General features: G+C 61.1%; 15 protein-coding genes. All 15 read left to right on the forward strand.

What is annotated here, in order from left to right; genetic code table 11:
* The first annotated feature begins 5 nt into the window (after positions 1-5).
* A complete protein-coding gene (locus tag BLL42_RS14710; protein ID WP_071552752.1) occupies positions 6-758 on the forward strand; it encodes an alpha/beta hydrolase family protein in 753 nt (250 codons plus the stop codon).
* Positions 758-1063: a hypothetical protein gene (locus tag BLL42_RS14715; RefSeq protein ID WP_071552753.1), complete on the forward strand. Its 306-nt coding sequence runs from the start codon at positions 758-760 to the stop codon at positions 1061-1063. Before BLL42_RS14710 ends, BLL42_RS14715 begins: the two co-directional genes overlap by 1 nt.
* Before the next feature lie 127 nt (positions 1064-1190).
* Positions 1191-1391, forward strand: coding sequence for a hypothetical protein (locus BLL42_RS14720; protein WP_071552754.1), 201 nt, complete (start codon positions 1191-1193; stop codon positions 1389-1391).
* Positions 1392-1482: 91 nt separating this feature from the next.
* Positions 1483-3270: a type VI secretion system baseplate subunit TssF gene (tssF, locus tag BLL42_RS14725; protein ID WP_071552755.1), complete on the forward strand. Its 1788-nt coding sequence runs from the start codon at positions 1483-1485 to the stop codon at positions 3268-3270.
* Positions 3234-4241, forward strand: a complete 1008-nt coding sequence (gene tssG / locus BLL42_RS14730) for a type VI secretion system baseplate subunit TssG (protein WP_071552756.1) — start codon at positions 3234-3236, stop codon at positions 4239-4241. The genes tssF and tssG overlap by 37 nt, the downstream gene beginning before the upstream one ends.
* A 13-nt stretch (positions 4242-4254) precedes the next feature.
* Positions 4255-6909 (forward strand): type VI secretion system ATPase TssH, encoded by a 2655-nt coding sequence (gene tssH, locus BLL42_RS14735; protein ID WP_071552757.1) that lies wholly within the window; start codon positions 4255-4257, stop codon positions 6907-6909.
* Between the two features lie 10 nt (positions 6910-6919).
* Positions 6920-8437 (forward strand): sigma-54 interaction domain-containing protein, encoded by a 1518-nt coding sequence (locus BLL42_RS14740; RefSeq protein ID WP_071552758.1) that lies wholly within the window; start codon positions 6920-6922, stop codon positions 8435-8437.
* A gap of 93 nt (positions 8438-8530) precedes the next feature.
* Positions 8531-8671: a hypothetical protein gene (locus BLL42_RS14745; protein WP_008030659.1), complete on the forward strand. Its 141-nt coding sequence runs from the start codon at positions 8531-8533 to the stop codon at positions 8669-8671.
* Positions 8672-8688: 17 nt separating this feature from the next.
* Positions 8689-9888 carry a type VI secretion system-associated FHA domain protein TagH gene (gene tagH, locus BLL42_RS14750; RefSeq protein WP_071552759.1) on the forward strand — a complete coding sequence of 400 codons (1200 nt, stop codon included), beginning with the start codon at positions 8689-8691 and terminating at the stop codon, positions 9886-9888.
* A gap of 5 nt (positions 9889-9893) precedes the next feature.
* The gene (gene tssJ / locus BLL42_RS14755; RefSeq protein ID WP_071552760.1) at positions 9894-10394 is read left to right on the forward strand and encodes a type VI secretion system lipoprotein TssJ; all 501 of its coding nucleotides are present in this window, start codon (positions 9894-9896) and stop codon (positions 10392-10394) included.
* A 2-nt stretch (positions 10395-10396) separates the two neighbouring features.
* Positions 10397-11728: a type VI secretion system baseplate subunit TssK gene (gene tssK, locus BLL42_RS14760; protein WP_071552761.1), complete on the forward strand. Its 1332-nt coding sequence runs from the start codon at positions 10397-10399 to the stop codon at positions 11726-11728.
* A gap of 5 nt (positions 11729-11733) precedes the next feature.
* Positions 11734-12609 carry a type IVB secretion system protein IcmH/DotU gene (gene icmH, locus BLL42_RS14765; protein ID WP_071552762.1) on the forward strand — a complete coding sequence of 292 codons (876 nt, stop codon included), beginning with the start codon at positions 11734-11736 and terminating at the stop codon, positions 12607-12609.
* 14 nt (positions 12610-12623) lie between these two features.
* Positions 12624-16151, forward strand: coding sequence for a type VI secretion system membrane subunit TssM (gene tssM / locus BLL42_RS14770; protein ID WP_071552763.1), 3528 nt, complete (start codon positions 12624-12626; stop codon positions 16149-16151).
* Positions 16151-16879 (forward strand): PP2C family protein-serine/threonine phosphatase, encoded by a 729-nt coding sequence (locus tag BLL42_RS14775; RefSeq protein WP_071552764.1) that lies wholly within the window; start codon positions 16151-16153, stop codon positions 16877-16879. Before tssM ends, BLL42_RS14775 begins: the two co-directional genes overlap by 1 nt.
* Positions 16876-17883: a serine/threonine-protein kinase gene (locus BLL42_RS14780; protein ID WP_071552765.1), complete on the forward strand. Its 1008-nt coding sequence runs from the start codon at positions 16876-16878 to the stop codon at positions 17881-17883. Before BLL42_RS14775 ends, BLL42_RS14780 begins: the two co-directional genes overlap by 4 nt.
* Positions 17884-17889 lie beyond the last annotated feature (6 nt).

Here is a 17889-nt window from a genome sequence, read left to right on the forward strand (position 1 = left end):
TGCAAATGACGACCGATGTGTTGGAAACACCAACTGGGATATTTAAAAAGGTTGCGTCGACTAGCAGCACTGCTACTGCGGATAGGGCGCCCAAAAGTATCGTGGTGGAAGAAGGTCTGACCGTTTATCTCGGTGGTGCAGGAATGACCGGCGGATATATTGATGATCAGGTTAAGTCTCTACGTAGGGTCGGTATTAGTGGCGCAGTGGTAGGGCGGAATACTGAAGGTCAATACGTCGATGCGGTTGCCGGGGTCAACAAGCACCGTTATAGACTTAAGACAATAAATGGTATGTCTGACACTGGGCCATACAGTGTCGAAGCAGACTGGAGTTTGAACGCGCTAGGGGTAAACCGCTCTATTCCAATGGGTGGGCAATTCAACCTTATCGGTTATTCTTTCGGATCGCTGGTGGCCGCTCAATCAGCTCTTTATTACGCCGATAAGGGGCAGGCAGTTGATTATTTGGTTTTGATTGGTTCTCCCATTTCTGAAGAAATGTTGGGAGAGATTAAACAGCAATCGCTTATTAAACATGTTGTTGTGCTCGATTTGAAAGAGCATGGCGACCCGATCCATGCGGGCATGTCATTTTTCGACCTGGCTGAACACGCCCCTTTGCTCGGCTCGCAGATGACAGAGTCCAGCCAGCGCAAGGAAGGTGTGGGGCATTTCTACTACGGTATTGATGGACCATCAGGTGAACAGCGTCGGCTTGAGTTGGCCCAATCCCTATATGCCGAGGGATTGCGTTGATGAGCAGTGCAAAAAAGGTCAGGGCAATGATCATCCTGGCGCTTGCTTTGATTGTGCCATTTGTATTGTTTGAAATTTATACGGTTGTCCGGTTCGGATTTGCTGAACCTTATAGCTATCTGTTTTCCGTTCCGTTGGGAATTATCTCGCTCTTACTGTTGCAGTTTGCTGTTGGCTATGGGGTAGTTAAAGGATGGGCGGCCTGCAGAATGCCTGGTAACTATTATTTGTTGGTGCTGTGGGTAATCAGTTTGTTGGTGCTGTTCGTGCTTCCGAAGTTTTTTTCAAATGGGCCGATGTCGTGAGTGGTTTGCGAAAAACGGGACAGTCCCCAATAGAGAATAATTTGGCGAAAGGCTCTGTTACTGAAGATTTTCTTAAATTCTTTGAATTATACCGCTGGAATTTTATGGGGTTTAATAAGGAATGACTATGGAAGGTTACTTTGCCGGCATGGTAGATAATGACTATTTCGGTGTGCTGGCGGTTTTTTGTTTTTTTGTTGGTATTGCCGGACTTATACCAAGTGTTAGGGAGAAAAGGCTTCACAAGATATTGAATTTTATTTGTGTTATGGCCGTTCCAGTTATGTTTGCGATAGGTGTCTATTATTTGACGCACTCCAGTGTCTGATTTTTTATTCAAAATACTCCGTTTCTGCTGGGTGAGTTGAATGTTTCGATTTTCACAACTTTTTGCAAAACCGACAAACAGGTAACCCTCCGTGTCCTTTAACCACTACTACCAAAGCGAACTCACCGCACTTCGCCAGTTGGGTCGTCGTTTCGCCGAGCGCAGTCCGGCGTTGGCACCTTTCCTGGGGCAGGCCGGGCGTGACCCAGACGTGGAGCGGTTGCTGGAGGGCTTTGCGTTCCTGACTGGCCGCCTGCGGCAGAAGCTCGATGACGAGTTGCCGGAGCTCAGCCACTCGCTGATGCATTTGCTGTGGCCGAACTACATGCGGCCGTTGCCGGCGTTCAGTATTTTGCAGTTCGACCCGTTGAAGCGTTCCGGGCCGGCGTTGCGGGTCGAGCGAGATACGCCGGTCGAGAGTAAGCCGATCGATGACGTGCGTTGCCGTTTCCGCACGTGCTACCCGACTGAAGTCCTGCCGCTGGACCTGACCGCGCTGACGTACTCGGTGAAGGGCGACGGTTCGCTGTTGAGTCTGCGTCTGGAGATGAGTTGCGACGGGCATATCGGTGAGCTGGACCTGAGCCGTCTGCGCCTGCACCTGGCCGGTGAGCGTTACATCAGCCAGATGCTTTACCTGAGCCTGTTGCGCAACCTGGACGGCATCGAACTGATTCCGCTGGACGCGGCCGGCAAGCCGCTCAATGGGGTTAATGGCACGCCGATGGCGTTCAAGATGCCTGGCGATCGGGTGCAGCCGGTGGGTTTTGCCGAAGAAGAGGCGTTGATTCCGTATCCGCTGAACACCTTCCGTGGCTATCGCTATTTGCAGGAATATTTCGCCTTCCAGGACAAATTCCTGTTCGTCGATTTGAACGGTCTCGACCTGCTCAAGGCGCTGCCCGAAGACACCCTCAAGCAGATGCACGGTCTGGAGCTGCGCTTCGATATTCGCAAGAGTGGCATCCAGCGTCTGCGCCCGACCCTGGACAATGTGAAGCTCTACTGCACGCCTATCGTCAACCTGTTCAAGCACGACGCCTTGCCGATTCGCCTCGATGGCAAGCAAGACGAATACCTGTTGCTGCCGGCCGAATACGACCTGGAAAACTGCGGCGTGTTTTCGGTTGAAGGCGTTACGGGCTGGAAGCCGGGTGGCCTGGGTTATCAGGCGTACGTGCCGTTCGAATCCTTTGAGCACGACCCGAGTTTCGACGTGCCGCAAAGCCGTCCGCATTACAGCATTCGCCAGCGCACCTCGTTGCTTCACGACGGCCTCGACACTTACCTGAGCTTCGGCATCCGCCACACCGAAGCCCACGAAACCCTGTCGATCGAGCTGATGTGCACCAACCAGAACCTGCCGCGCCGGCTCAAGCTCGGCGACATCTGCATGGCCTGCGAAGAGACCCCGGAGTTCCTCAGTTTCCGCAACATCACCCCGGCCACGTCGAGTTTCGCGCCGCCGCTGAGCCACGACTTCCTGTGGAAGCTGATCAGCAACATGTCGCTCAACTACCTGTCGCTGGCCAACGTCGACGCGCTCAAGGTGATTCTCGAAACCTACGACTTGCCGCGTTACTACGACCAGCACTCAGAGAAGGTTAGCAAACGCCTGCTCGGCGGGCTCAAGTCGATCAAGCACCAACACGTCGACCGGCTGCACCGAGGGTTGCCGCTGCGCGGGCTGCGCACCGAGCTGACCATCGACCCGGAAGGCTATATCGGCGAAGGCGACCTGTTCGTGTTCGCTTCGGTTCTTAACGAGTTTTTCGCGCTTTACGCCAGTCTCAATTCGTACCACGAGCTGCGGGTAAAAAGCACACAGGGAGAGGTGTACCAATGGACACCACGTATGGGCCTTCAGCCTCTGCTTTAAGCGGGCTGACCCGAGGAATACGCGAGTACTCGCTGTTTCAGGCCGTGCTGCTGGTCGTCGATCGGCTGCGCGAGGCTCACCCGTACCTGAGCGAAGAGGACCTCTACGACCAGCTGGAATTCCAGGCCAACCCGAGCCTGGGTTTCCCTGGCAGCGACGTCGATCGCGTGGAGTTTTTCCGCGAGCACGGGCAACTGCGCGCGCGCCTGCGTTTCAACCTGATCGGCCTGGTCGGCTCCGGTTCGCCGCTGCCGGCGTTCTACGGTGAGCAAGCGCTGGGCGACAGCGAAGACGGCAACCCGACACGCCATTTTCTCGACCTGTTCCACCATCGCCTGCAACGGTTGATGCTGCCGATCTGGCGCAAGTACCGCTACCGCGCCAGCTTCAAGAGCGGCGCCCTCGACCCGTTTTCCTCGCAGCTGTTCGCGCTGATCGGCCTGGGTGGCGAAGACATTCGCAAGGCCCAGGAGCTGAACTGGAAACGCCTGTTGCCGTACCTCGGCCTGTTGAGCTTGCGGGCGCACTCGGCGGCGTTGATCGAGGCCGTGCTGCGTTACTACTTCAAGCACGCTGAACTGACCATCGAGCAGTGCATCGAGCGCCGCGTCGAAATCCTCGACGAGCAGCGCAACCGTTTGGGCCGCGCCAACAGCCAGCTCGGCGAAGACCTGGTGCTGGGTGAACACGTGCGCGACCGCAGCGGCAAGTTCCGGATTCACATCCGTGAGCTCGACTGGCAACGCTTCCACGAATTCCTGCCGATCGGTTTCGGCTACCAGCCGCTGTGCGCGCTGGTGCGGTTCACCCTGCGTGACCCGCTTGATTACGACATTCGCCTGGTCCTGCGCCAGGAAGAAATCCGCGAACTGCGCATCGGTGAGCAGAACGCCTGTCGCCTTGGGTGGACCAGTTGGCTGGGCCGCGAACACGCGGACGGCGTGGTGACCCTGGGCAGCAAAATTCATTAAGGACGTGAGACCTATGATCAACGTAGACCTGCAACAACTGATCCAGGCGCTGGACGCCGAAACCCGTCGTGACCTGGAACGTTCGGCCGAACGCTGCGTCGCCCGTGGCGGCAGCAAGATCCTCGTCGAAGACCTGTTGCTGGGCCTGCTGGAGCGCCCGCAAGGCCTGCTCGCACGCGCGCTGCAAGACGCCGAAGTCGACGCTGGCGAACTCAGCGCCGCGCTGCAATCGCGGGTCGAGCACAGCGCCTCGCGCAACCCGGTGTTCGCCCCGGAACTGGTGCAGTGGCTGCAAGATGCGTTGCTGGTGGCCAACCTCGAATTGGGCCAGAGCCAGGTCGAGCAGGCCGCGTTGATTCTCGCGTTGCTGCGCAATCCGATGCGCTATGCCGGCAGCCGTTACCAGCCATTGCTGGCGAAATTGAACATTGATCGCCTGAAAGATTTTGCCCTGTCGCAGAAGGAACAACCGGCCACCGGCAAACCGGCCGTACCGGGCGAATCCCTGTTGCAACGCTTTACCCACAACCTGACCCAGCAAGCCCGCGACGGCAAACTCGACCCGGTGCTGTGCCGCGATGGCGCGATTCGGCAGATGGTCGACATCCTTGCGCGTCGGCGCAAGAACAACCCGATTGTGGTCGGTGAAGCCGGCGTCGGTAAAACCGCGATCGTCGAAGGCCTGGCCTCGCGCATTGCGGCCGGTGAAGTGCCGCAAGTGCTCAAGGGCGTTGAACTGCTGTCGCTGGACATGGGACTGCTGCAAGCCGGCGCCAGCGTCAAAGGCGAATTTGAACGCCGCCTCAAAGGCGTGATCGACGAAGTCAAAGCCTCGCCGAAACCGATCATCCTGTTCATCGACGAAGCCCACACCCTGATCGGCGCGGGCGGCAATGCCGGTGGTTCGGACGCGGCCAACCTGCTCAAGCCAGCCCTGGCGCGTGGTGAGTTACGCACCATCGCCGCCACCACCTGGGCCGAGTACAAAAAATACTTCGAGAAAGACCCGGCCCTGGCCCGTCGTTTCCAGCCGGTGCAGTTGCATGAACCGACCGTCAGTGAAGCAGTGACCATCCTCCGTGGCCTGGCACAGGTCTACGAGAAGAGCCACGGCATCTACCTGCGCGATGACGCGGTGGTCGCGGCGGCGCAATTGTCGGCACGTTATCTGGCCGGCCGACAGCTGCCGGACAAAGCCGTCGACGTGCTCGACACCGCCTGCGCCCGCGTGCGCATCAGCCTCGCCGCCGCGCCGGAAAGCCTTGAGCGTTTGCGTGGCGAACTGGCCGAAGGCGGGCGTCAGCGTCAGGCCCTGCGCCGCGATGCCGAAGCCGGTTTGCTGATCGATCAGGAAGCGCTCGACGCGCTGGAAGATCGCCTGGACGCCGCCGAAGACGAAAGGGTCGCCCTGGAAAGCCTCTGGACCGAGCAAAAGGCACTGGCCGAGCGCTTGCTGGAGCTGCGTCAGCAACTGGCCAAGGCTCGCGAAGCCGCTGCCGTCGAGCCGACCGTTTCGGTTGAAGAGGACGCCGAAGGCACAGTGATTGAAACCCTTGAAGCGAGCGTGGACGAAGCGCACAGCGTCGAAGCGCTGGAAGCCGCGCTGAACGAAACCCACCGTGCGCTGACCGATGCCCAGATCAAAGAGCGGCTGGTGAGTTTTGAAGTGTGCCCGCGTCTGGTGGCTGAAGTGATCAGCGCTTGGACCGGTGTGCCGCTGGCGCAACTGGCCCGTGAACACAACGCCAAGGTCGCGAGCTTCGCCACTGACCTGCGCACCCGCATTCGTGGGCAGGAACAAGCCGTGCATGCGCTGGACCGTTCGATGCGCGCCACTGCGGCCGGCCTGAACAAACCCGATGCACCGGTGGGCGTGTTCCTGCTGGTCGGGCCGAGCGGCGTCGGCAAGACCGAAACCGCATTGGCGCTGGCCGACTTGTTGTATGGCGGTGATCGTTTCATCACCACCATCAACATGTCCGAGTTTCAGGAAAAGCACACCGTCTCGCGCCTGATCGGTGCACCGCCGGGCTACGTCGGTTACGGCGAAGGCGGCATGCTCACCGAAGCCGTGCGGCAGAAACCGTACTCGGTGGTGCTGCTCGATGAGGTCGAGAAAGCCGACCCGGACGTGCTGAACCTGTTCTACCAAATATTCGACAAAGGCGTGGCCAACGATGGGGAAGGGCGTGAAATCGACTTCCGCAACACGCTGATCCTGATGACCTCGAACCTAGGCAGCGAGCGCATCAGCGAACTCTGTGAGAACGGTGCGCGGCCGACGGCTGAAGTCCTCGAAGAAACCATTCGTCCGGTGCTCAGCAAACACTTCAAACCGGCGTTGCTGGCGCGTATGCGCGTGGTTCCGTACTACCCGGTCGGCGGCCCGGTGCTGCGCGAGCTGATCGAAATCAAACTGGGTCGCCTGGGCGAACGCCTGAACCGCCGTCAGCTGGATTTCAGCTATTGCCAGAACCTCGTCGACCACCTGGCCGAGCGTTGCACCCAAAGCGACAGCGGCGCGCGCCTGATCGACCATTTGCTTGACCTGCACGTGCTGCCATTGGTGGCGGATCGTCTGCTCGACGCGATGGCCACTGGCGAAAGTCTCAAGCGCGTTCACGCAACGCTCGATGGCTCTGCTTGCGTGACCTGCGAGTTCGCTTGAGGTGGCTGTGATGTTCACTCGAGTGCCGCAACCGCTGGTCTATGCCGAAGCCTTGCTGGCGAAGTTCGCCAGCTTGTCGCGGGCGGCTGACGGCGCGGCGCTGCTGGGTGACTTCGTGCGCGCGGTGGCCGAACTCAGTGGTTGTGAGTTGAGTCAGCTATACCTGCTCGACGCGACCCACACCAGCCTCGGGCTGACCGCCGAATGTTTGCACGGCATCCTGCAACCCCGGGAAACCGCGAGCCTGCCGGCCGACTACAACGGTGAGCAACTGCTGCAATTCTCGCTGTGCCAGAACCGTGTACTCAGCCTCACCGGGCTCAGTGGCAGCCTGCACGAAACCAGTTTCCTGCCGGATCAGGCCGTTCCGTGGCAGTCACTCCTGTGCGTGCCGCTGGTCAACCCGCAAAAAGCGGTGGTCGGCCTGCTGCTGTGCGCCAGCCGCGAACAGGTCGAATTGCAGGGCTTTGCCGATTCGCTCGGGCAACTGGGCTCGTTCGTGCTCGGGCAATTGCACTTGCTGCAACGTTTGCGCCGGCCGGTAGGTGATGTGTCGCCGATGCGCAGCAGCGTGCCGAGTGCCAGCGGTTATGGATTGATCGGCAAGAGTTCGGCCATGCGCCAGACCTACCAACTGATCAGCAAGGTGCTGCACAGCCCGTACACCGTGCTGCTGCGCGGCGAAACCGGCACCGGCAAGGAAGTGGTGGCGCGGGCCATCCACGATTGCGGGCCACGCCGTTCCCAGGCGTTCATCGTGCAGAACTGCGCAGCGTTCCCCGAAAACCTGCTGGAAAGCGAGCTGTTCGGCTACCGCAAAGGTGCCTTTACCGGCGCCGACCGTGACCGCGCCGGGCTGTTCGATGCGGCCAACGGCGGGACCTTGTTACTGGACGAAATCGGCGACATGCCGCTGTCTCTGCAAGCCAAGCTATTGCGGGTATTGCAGGAAGGCGAGATTCGTCCGCTGGGTTCCAACGACACCCACAAAATCGACGTGCGCATCATCGCCGCGACTCACCGGGACCTGGCGGTGCTGGTCAGCGAAGGCAAGTTCCGCGAAGACCTGTACTACCGCCTCGCGCAGTTCCCGATTGAACTGCCGGCCCTGCGTCAGCGTGAAGGCGACATCCTCGACCTGGCCCGACACTTCGCCGACAAGGCCTGCGCGTTCCTGCAACGCGATACGGTGCGTTGGTCCGAAGCGGCGCTTGATCACCTGTCGAGCTACGCCTTCCCCGGCAACGTCCGTGAGCTCAAAGGTCTGGTCGAACGCGCCGTGTTGCTCTGCGAAGGCGGCGAGTTGCTGGCCGAACATTTCTCGCTGCGTATCGAGGTGGCGCCGGAGGAAAGCAGCCTGAACCTGCGTGAACGCCTGGAGCAGGTCGAGCGCAGCCTGTTGCTCGATTGCCTGCGCAAGAACGACGGCAACCAAACCCTTGCTGCCCGCGAACTCGGCCTGCCACGGCGCACGCTGCTGTACCGCCTCGGGCGCCTGAACATCAATCTCGGCGATTTCGATGGATAGGCCCATGACGCGTCATCTCACCCCTTTTGCTTCTGTCAGCGCCGCCCTCAAGGGGCGGCGCTTTGTGCATTGTTTAGCCCTGGAGACCCTCTGATGTCTGTTCGTCACTGGCAAGCCGTCCTGCTGACCCTCGTCGTTCTATGCGGCCTCGGGGGCTGTAGCGGCAATTACAAATTCAACGACAACACCTATCGCCCACTGGGTGATCCGCAGGCGGTCAATCGCGGCAAGTGACCGCAAGGAGCGACATCATGGAACTGGTTTTCGAAATGCTGAACACCAAGCAGTTCGTGCCCACGGATTTGTGCCAAAAGACCTTCAAACAGGCTGGCGGCGTGATCGGGCGGGGCGAGGATTGCGACTGGATCATTCCAGACCGCAAGCGTCACCTGTCCAACCATCACGCGCTGATCAGCTATCGCGACGGCACGTTTTTCCTGACCGATACCAGCAGCAACGGTATTCAGGCCAGTGAAAGCGGCGCGCGTCTGCGCAAGGGTGAAGCACAGCGCATCGAACACGGCAGCGTCTACGTGCTGGGGGATTTCGAAATCCGTGCGCGGCTGGTACGCGACCCGGCGACTTTCGATACGGAAATCGGCCGCCCGCAAGCCGCCGGCAGCATCATTCCGGACGATGCGTTTCTCGACCTCGATCCGCTCAACGCGCTTGATCAACAGGAACGGGTCTACTCGGAAATCGACGAACTGAGCGCCCTCAATGCGCCGCGTCAGGAGCCGCGCCAGCGTGCCGACTACGCGCGCATCGACATGGAAAGCCTGCTGGTGCCGGAACTGGTGGCTGCGCCTGCCGCGCCGGAACCTGCGCCAGCGCCCAAGGCTGTCGAGCGTCAAAGCGAAGGCTTCTGGGAACATTTCGGTGATGCACTGGGCGTCGACCTCAAAGGCCTCGATCACGAAAGTCGCGAAGCCCTGGCAATCAACGCCGCGCGTTTGCTCAAGCAAAGCATCGGTGGTTTGCAGCAGAGCCTGCGTACCCGTTCGGAGCTGAAAAACGAACTGCGTCTGGCGCAGACCACGGTTCAAGGCACCGGCAAAAACCCGCTGAAATTTGCCGTCGATGCCAGCGAAGCGCTGGGCATTCTGTTGCAGGGCGACAAACCCGGCCAGTTGCCGGCCGGGCAGGCGATCTCGCGGGCTTTCCGTGATTTGCAGGCGCATCAGGTGGCCTTGCTCACCGCCAGTCGCGCGGCGGTACGCGGCACCCTCGAACATTTCTCGCCGCAGCAACTGACCCTGCGTTTCGAGCGTGACGGCAACAAGCCGCTGCTCGCCACCTCGGGCAGCCGCTGGAGGGCCTACGGCCGTTATCACCAGGCGCTGCGTCAGGACGATGACTGGAGCGAACGCCTGCTGGCGCGGGACTTCGCGCAGGCCTACGAAGAACAGATCCGCCTGATTTCCACCCTACACACCGAACACCAAGGATGATCCGCATGTCTCGCTGCAAGGCCGTAATAATCAACCTGCTGACAGCGTTCACCGCCCTGGTGTTGCTGGCCGGCTGCTCATCGATTTCGCCGTATTCCACCGTGACCAAGCTCAACCTCAAGCTGACCGCCAGCGATCAGGTCAACCCGGACCTCAATGGCCGGCCGTCGCCGATTGTCGTGCGGCTGATTGAGCTCAAACACCCGGTGGCCTTCGAAAACGCTGACTTCTTCAGCCTGTACGAGCGCGCCAAGGAATCCCTGTCACCGGACCTGGTGGCCAGCGAAGAGCTGGAACTGCGCCCGGGCGAAACCGCCGAGTTCAAGCTCAGCGTCGAAAGTGGCAGTCGTTACGTCGGCGTGCTTGCGGCGTATCGCGACCTGCGCGAAACCCAATGGCGCTACGTGGTTCAAGTCACCCCGGCCGATCTGACCGTGGCCGAATTGACCCTCGATCAGACCGGCATTCATAACAAAAACGAAAAGCTCGCCAAGGCGGATGACTGAACATGAACGTGCATAAAGTCATTTGGCAGGAAGGCATGTTGCTGCGTCCGCAGCACTTCCAGCACAACGATCGCTACTACGACAACCAGATGAAAACCCGCACCCAGTTGCTGGGCAGTTACACCTGGGGTTTTCTGGGGCTCGAGATCGATTTGCAGTTCCTCAACATGGGCAAACTGGTGATCAGCCAGGCCTCGGGGATTCTCCCGGACGGCAGCCTGTTCGAACTCGGCGGCAACACCGAGCCGCTGGCCCTGGACGTCCCGCCGAACACCGGAAACACGCCGATTTACCTGGCCTTGCCGCTGGTCACCGGTAACCACATCGAGTCCCGTCGCCCGGAGCAATCCGACGTGCTGGCGCGTTACACCGCGTACGAAGCGGAAGTCGCCGACTCCAACGCCGGCGACGATTCCAGCAGTCAGGTCAGCTGCGCACGTCCGGACTTTCGCTTGTTGCTCGGCGAGCAGCAGAGCGACCAGGCCTACGTCAAACTGAAGATCTGTGAAGTTCTCGACACCACGCCCGACGGCGTGATCAGCCTCGACCCGGACTTCGTCCCGACGTTCATCCACGCTCACGCGTCCGGCTACCTGCTGTCGTGCCTCAAAGAAGTCATCAGCATGCTCGGCCACCGTGGCGACACCATTGCCGACCGGATTCGTTCCAACGGCAAGGTCGGCGGTGCGGAAGTCGGCGACTTCATGATGCTGCAACTGATCAACCGCACTGAACTGGTCCTGCGCCATTACCTGGGCCTGGAACAGGTTCACCCGGAAGAGTTGTACCGCACGCTGCTGTCGATGCTCGGCGATCTGTCGACCTTTGCCAGCGACAGCAAACGCCCGCGTCTGGACAGCCGCTATCAGCACAGCGACCAGGGCGCGAGCTTCCGCAAACTGATGGAAGCGATTCGTCAGGTGCTGTCGATGGTGCTTGAACAGCACGCCATCGAGCTGGTGCTGCAAGCGCGTCAATACGGGATCACCGTCTCGCCGCTGCACGACCACAAATTGCTGGGCACGGCGTCGTTCGTGCTGGCGGCCAGTGCCAACTGCGACTCCGAAGAGCTGCGTCATCGCCTGCCGGCACACCTCAAGGTTGGCCCGGTGGAGCGCATCCGTCAGTTGGTCAACCTGCACCTGCCAGGCATCAAGGTCAAACCCTTGCCGGTGGCGCCGCGGCAGATCCCGTTCCACTCGAACAAAACCTATTTCATCCTCGAACTCAGTTCCGAAGACCTGGCACAACTGGAGCGCTCCGGCGGCTTCGCGTTCCACGTGTCCGGCGAATTCGCCGAGCTTGAACTGAAATTCTGGGCCATCAGGAACTGACCGATATGATCAAGGAAGTGGATCACAACCAGGACGACAAAACCGTCCTGCTCGATCGCCAGGGCCACGGCCCGGCACAGAGCCCGCTGACCGATTTCGCGGCACCGCCGCGTTTCGAGCAACTGGAAGAACGGATGATTTACGCTGCGCGCCTGCGTCCGGCGGAAGCGTTCAACATCAGCCTCAACTCGCTGGTGGCCGCGTCGTCCGACTTGCTGTCGGAAGTGGTGCGACTCAAGCACAGCGACTCCCGCGAAGACATGCACGCGCTCAACGAGCGGCTGACGGCTGCGCTGAAACTCTTCGAAGTCCGTGCGCTGCACAACGGCGCCGAGAGCAGCCAGGTCATGGCCGCGCGTTACGTGCTGTGCACCGTGGTCGACGAAGCGGTGGTCACCACCGCGTGGGGCAACGAAAGCGAGTGGTCGCAGATGAGCCTGCTCAGCAGCTTCCACAACGAGACCTTTGGCGGCGAGAAATTCTTTCAGCTGCTCGATCGTCTGTCGAAGAACCCGGTCAAACACCTGCCGATGCTGGAACTGATGTACCTGTGCCTGTCGCTCGGTTTCGAGGGCAAGTACCGGGTGCAGGCGCGCGGCATGCTGGAACTCGACGGCATTCGCGATGCGCTCTACCGGCAGATTCGCCAGCTGCGTGGCGACGTGCCGCGTGAACTGTCGCCGCACTGGGAAGGCCTCAACGACAGGCGTCGCAGCCTGGTGCGCATCGTGCCGTGGTGGATGGTGGCGCTGTTCACGCTGGTGTGCCTGGTGGTGATGTATTCGGGCTTTGCCTGGGTACTCGGCGAACAGCGTGACACCGTTCTGCAACCTTATCAGCCGCTTGATCCGGCCGCGGTTCAGCCGCAGTTGAAGCCGTAAAACAGGGACGTGTGATGAAAAAGTTTTTCAAGAAAGTCGGCGCGTTCTTGCGCAAGACCTGGGTCTGGACCCTGCTGCTGGTGCTGTTCGTCGCACTGCTGGTGTGGTTCGTCGGGCCGCTGCTGGCCGTCAACGATTACAAATTCTGGGAAGGCTCGACCTCGCGCCTGCTGACCATCAGCGTGCTGTTCCTGATCTGGGGCCTGACCATGGTCTTCGTCAGCTGGCGCGCCGGTGTGCGCAAAAAGGCTGTCGAAGAAACCGAAGACGGCCAGGACCATATTCGCCGCGAAGAGCTGATCGACGAGGAACAAAAGGAACTGCGCGCACGTTTCAAAGACGCGCTGCGCACCTTGAAAACTTCCAGCCTGTATCGTGGCCGCAGCGAACGCTGGCGCAACGATCTGCCGTGGTACCTGCTGATCGGTCCGCAGGGCAGCGGTAAAACCAGCCTGCTGGACTTCTCGGGCCTTGAGTTTCCGATCAACAAGACCGAGCGCAAACTCACCCGCGACACCACTGGCACTCGCTATTGCGACTGGTACTTCGCCGACCACGGCGTGCTGATCGACACCGCCGGGCGTTACCTGACCCAACCGAGCGTGGATGTCGACGGCAGCGCCTGGACCACCTTGCTCGAGCTGCTGCGCAAGCGTCGTCGCAACCGTCCGTTGAACGGCGTGCTGGTGACTCTTCCGGTGGAGCTACTGATCGGGAGCAACGAGGATGACCTCAAAACCCTATCGCATCAGGTGCGTGCGCGCCTGCAAGAGGTGCATCAAAAACTGCACGTCGACCTGCCGATTTATCTGGTACTGAGCAAGGCCGACCAGTTGCTGGGCTTCGACGAGTTCTTCGATCAGTTGACCCGCGAAGAAAGCGATCAGGTGCTCGGCACCAGTTTCCGCAAAGAGCAGAGCGGTACTGACGTGACGGTGTTGCGTGCCGAGTTCGAAGAGCTGCTGCGTCGCCTCAACAGCCAGGTGATCATGCGCATGCACCAGGAGCGCGACACCCAGCGCCGTGGTCGCATTCTCGACTTCCCACATCAACTGGGGCAGATCGGCGAGCGTCTGTGCCTGTTCGTCGACATGGCCTTCACCGGCAACCGCTATCAGCGCGCCAGCCAGTTGCGCGGTTTCTACCTGACCAGCGCGCCGCACTTGAAGCAACAGATGGACCCGAGCACCGCCGGTATTGGCGCGAACCTGGGCATCGACAGCGGTGTGTTGCCGACCTTGCGCAGCGGTCGCTCGCGGTTCATTCACCACGTGCTCAGCCGGGTGATTTTCCCCGAGGCCGATCTGGCCGGTCTGGACAAACGCGAACGCAGCCGCATCCATTGGGGCCAGCGTGCGTTGTACGTCGGTGCACTGACGGCGCTGGGGGCGTTCGGTCTGCTCTGGGCGACGGGGTTCTCGGCCAACTACGAACGCCTGGAAAACCTCCGTTCGCTGGCGCAAACCTGGACCCAGCAGCGCTCGGCGCTGACCGCCCGCGATGACGCGATGGGGGTGCTCAAAACCCTCGACACCAGTTATGAAGCGACCAAAGTTTTCCCGCCGAAAGGCGACGTGTCGGTATTCGAGCGTGGTGGTCTGTATCAGGGGAATGAGAGCAACCCGGTGGTCAAGGACGCGTATCAACGTGAACTTGAAACCCAACTGCTGCCGCGAGTGGCGCAACTGCTCGAAGGGCAGATCCGCAACAACATGAAGGACCGCGATCGCCTGCTCAACAGCCTGCGCGCCTACCTGATGCTCAACATGAAGGACCGTCGTGATCCGGCGTGGCTGCAAGATTGGCTGGCGCAGGACTGGTCCGTCCGTTACGCGGGCAACACCGCGGTGCAGAACGGTCTGAACGGGCACTTCGAACGCCTGCTCAAGCAGCCGTTTATCTACCCGCTCAACGATGCATTGGTCGCCCAGGCGCGTCAGGTTCTGCGCAGCGAATCGCTGGCCACCGTGGTCTACCGGATGCTGCGCGAGCAGGCTCGCAACCTGCCGGAATACCGCTTCAGCCAACACCTCGGTCCGCAGGGCGCGCTGTTCGTCGGCACCGACTACGTGATCCCGGGGTTCTACACCCAACAAGGTTATCAGCAGTACTTCTCGGTCCAGGGCTCTGCATTGGTCACCGACATCCTGCGTGACAACTGGGTACTGGGCGAAGGCTCGGGCATGAGCGGCATGGACTTGCGCCGCCTGATGGTCGAACTGGAGCAACTGTACTTCCGCGACTACGCCAACTTCTGGAGTGAAGCGGTCGGCCAGGTGGCGTTGCAGCCGATCAACGATGCCGGTGAAGGCGCCGAACAACTGGCCGGGTTGACGTCCGCCAACTCGCCGATCCTGCAAATGCTGGTTGAAGTGCGCGAGAACACCCGTTTCCCGGTGATCGCCGAGAGCGCTGATGAAGCCGCCGATGTCGCTGACAAACTGGGCGCCAAGGGCGGAAAACTCGGCAAGCTTGCCGCTGCAGCAGCGGGCAAGGCGTCGGAAGCCCTGACCAAGAACCTGCCGGACACCGCGAAAAAATCCCTGCAACGGCGCTTCGAACCGCTGCACCGTTTGCTCGATGACAACAACGGCCCGGCAGCCGACCTGACCCCGGCGCTGCAAGCGCTGAACGACCTGCAACTGCAACTGTCCAGCCTGGCGCGTGCCAGTGCCCCGGACCAGGCTGCGTTTGAAATGGCCAAGACCCGCATGAGCGGCCAGCGCGATGCGCTGAGCAACTTGCGCAACGCATCCAGCCGCCTGCCGCGTCCGGTCAGCGTATGGTTCAACGTACTGGCTGAAGACACCTGGCGTCTGGTGCTCAACGACTCCTACCAGTACCTCAACCAGCGCTACCAGAGCGAGCTGTATAGCTTCTATGGCAAGGCGATCAACAAGCGTTATCCGTTCAACGCCCACAGCACCAGCGACGTTGCCATCAGCGACTTCCGCGAGTTCTTCAAGGCGCAGGGCATCGCCGATCGCTTCTTCGAAAACTACATGCGGCCTTTCGTCAGCGGCGATCCGGGCAACTATCGCCTGCGCAGCATTGACGGTCACAGCCTGCCGATGTCCAAGGTCTACCTCGACCAAATGGCCGCCGCACAAGTGATCCGCCAAAGCTTCTTTGCCGAAAACCCGGCCGAGCCGCAGGTGCAGTTCAAACTGGAGCCGTACACCCTCGACCCGGCCGTCAGCCGTTCCGAGTTCCGCTTTGGCGACAAGACCATGGAATACCGCCATGGCCCGATTGTGCCGGTGGCCTTCAAATGGCCAACCGACGCGGAAGACGGTCGCACCAGCCTGGTCCTCGAAAAAATGGCCGGCCGCCCGATTGGCATCGAGAAAAACTCCGGTCCATGGTCGTTGTTCCGTCTGTTCGATTTGATGCAGACCGAATACCTGACCGGGCGCGACGTGCTGGTGCTCAAGGCCGACGTGGGTGGCCTGCGCGCCAACTACCTGCTGATGAGCCAGCGCACGCCGAACCCGTTCGACATGGGCGTGTTGCGCACCTTCCGTATGCCGGTGCAGCTCTGATGCTGGTTGCCAGCCCCTGGCGCAGCGCGGCGCGCACCGATCCGGGCAAGGTTCGGGCGCGCAACGAAGATGCTTTCCTCGACAGCCCACAGCATGGCCTGTGGGTGGTCGCGGACGGCATGGGCGGTCATCAGGGTGGCGATATCGCCAGCCAGTTGATCGTCGCCAGCCTGGCGGAACTGCCCGTCGAAGACAGCTTCGACGAGCGGCTCAAAGGCGTGCGCCAGTGCCTGCACTGGCTCAACCGCCGCTTGGGCCAGGAATTGACCGTCACCGCCGGGCGCCATGACAGCATCATGGGCAGCACGGTGGTGGCGTTGTTGGTGGACGGCAATCGCGCGGCCTGCATCTGGGCCGGCGACAGCCGTTGTTATCTGTGGCGCGGGCAGCGCTTGTATCAGCTGTCCAGGGACCATTCGCTGATGCAGCAACTGATCGACGAACAACAACTGAGCGTCGAGCAGGCCCGGGCTCATCCGGCCGCCAGCGCCTTGACCCGTGCGGTCGGGGCCAGCGAGCAGTTGACCCTGGACGTGCTCGAACTCGAGGTCTATCCCGGTGACGCGTTTCTGCTGTGCAGCGACGGTTTGTACCAAGGCTTGAGCAGCGACGCGCTGGGCAACGCCTTGAGCCTGACCGCGCCGCACGTAGCGCTGGAGCGGTTGTTCGACGGCGCCTTGCGCGGTTCGGCGCGGGACAACCTGACCGCCGTGGTGATCCGCCAATGAGTGAGCTCAAGCCTGTGCTCGACGAGCTGTTGGTCAGCGACATCGATGCCGCCAACCTGACGTACTTTGCCTTCGCCAAACCCCATGCAGCGCCGCGTACCGTGGCGCCGATGCGGGCCAGCATTGCCGAGTTGCCGGAGGTGCTGGCGGGGCGTTACCGCCTTGAGCGTTTGCTCGGTGCCGGCGGCATGGGCGTGGTGTATCGCGCGCGAGACCTGCTGCACGAACAGTTCGGTGACCCCGACCCGTATATAGCGCTGAAAATCCTCAGCGAAGAATTTGCCGAATCGCCGGACGCCAGTGCCTTGCTCTACAGCGAGTTCGCCCTGACCCGGCGCCTGCGCCACGCCAACGTGCTGCGTTTGCACACCTTTGAAGTGGACACCGAGTGTCAGCGCGCCTTCATCACCATGGAACTGATGCGCGGGCTGACCCTGGACAAACTGCTCTGCGAACGGCCTCTGGGCCTGCCGTGGCAAGAGCTGCGAGACATCGCGCTGCCGCTGCTCGACGCGTTGGCTTATGCCCACGGTCGCGGCGTGCTGCACGGCGATATGAAACCGAGCAACGTGATGCTCAGCGAGGAGGGCGTGCGCGTGTTCGACTTCGGCCTCGGTCAGGCCGAGGAGGGCGTGTTGCCCGGCCTGCCGCACTTGAGCCGTAGCCGTTTCAACGCCTGGACCCCGGGCTACGCCGCACCGGAGTTGCTGGAAGGCGCACCGCTGAGCGCCAGCGCCGACCTCTTCGCGGTGGCCTGCGTGATCTTTGAGCTGGCGGGCGGCAAACACCCGTTCCGCCGCTTGCCGTCGACCCAGGCCCGTGACGAACGCCTGGACCGTGAACTGCAAGCGCCCAGGCACCTACCGAAACACTGCTGGCCGGCGCTGCGCACTGCGCTGGCTTTCGATGCGGCAGATCGCACGATCACTGCCGCACAACTGCGTGACGCCCTAGGCGCCACTTCCTCCTGGCTGCAACGCTGGCTGCATCGGCGCAACGGATGACTACCG

This window comes from Pseudomonas frederiksbergensis (assembly GCF_001874645.1).
Classification (GTDB): domain Bacteria; phylum Pseudomonadota; class Gammaproteobacteria; order Pseudomonadales; family Pseudomonadaceae; genus Aquipseudomonas; species Aquipseudomonas frederiksbergensis_B.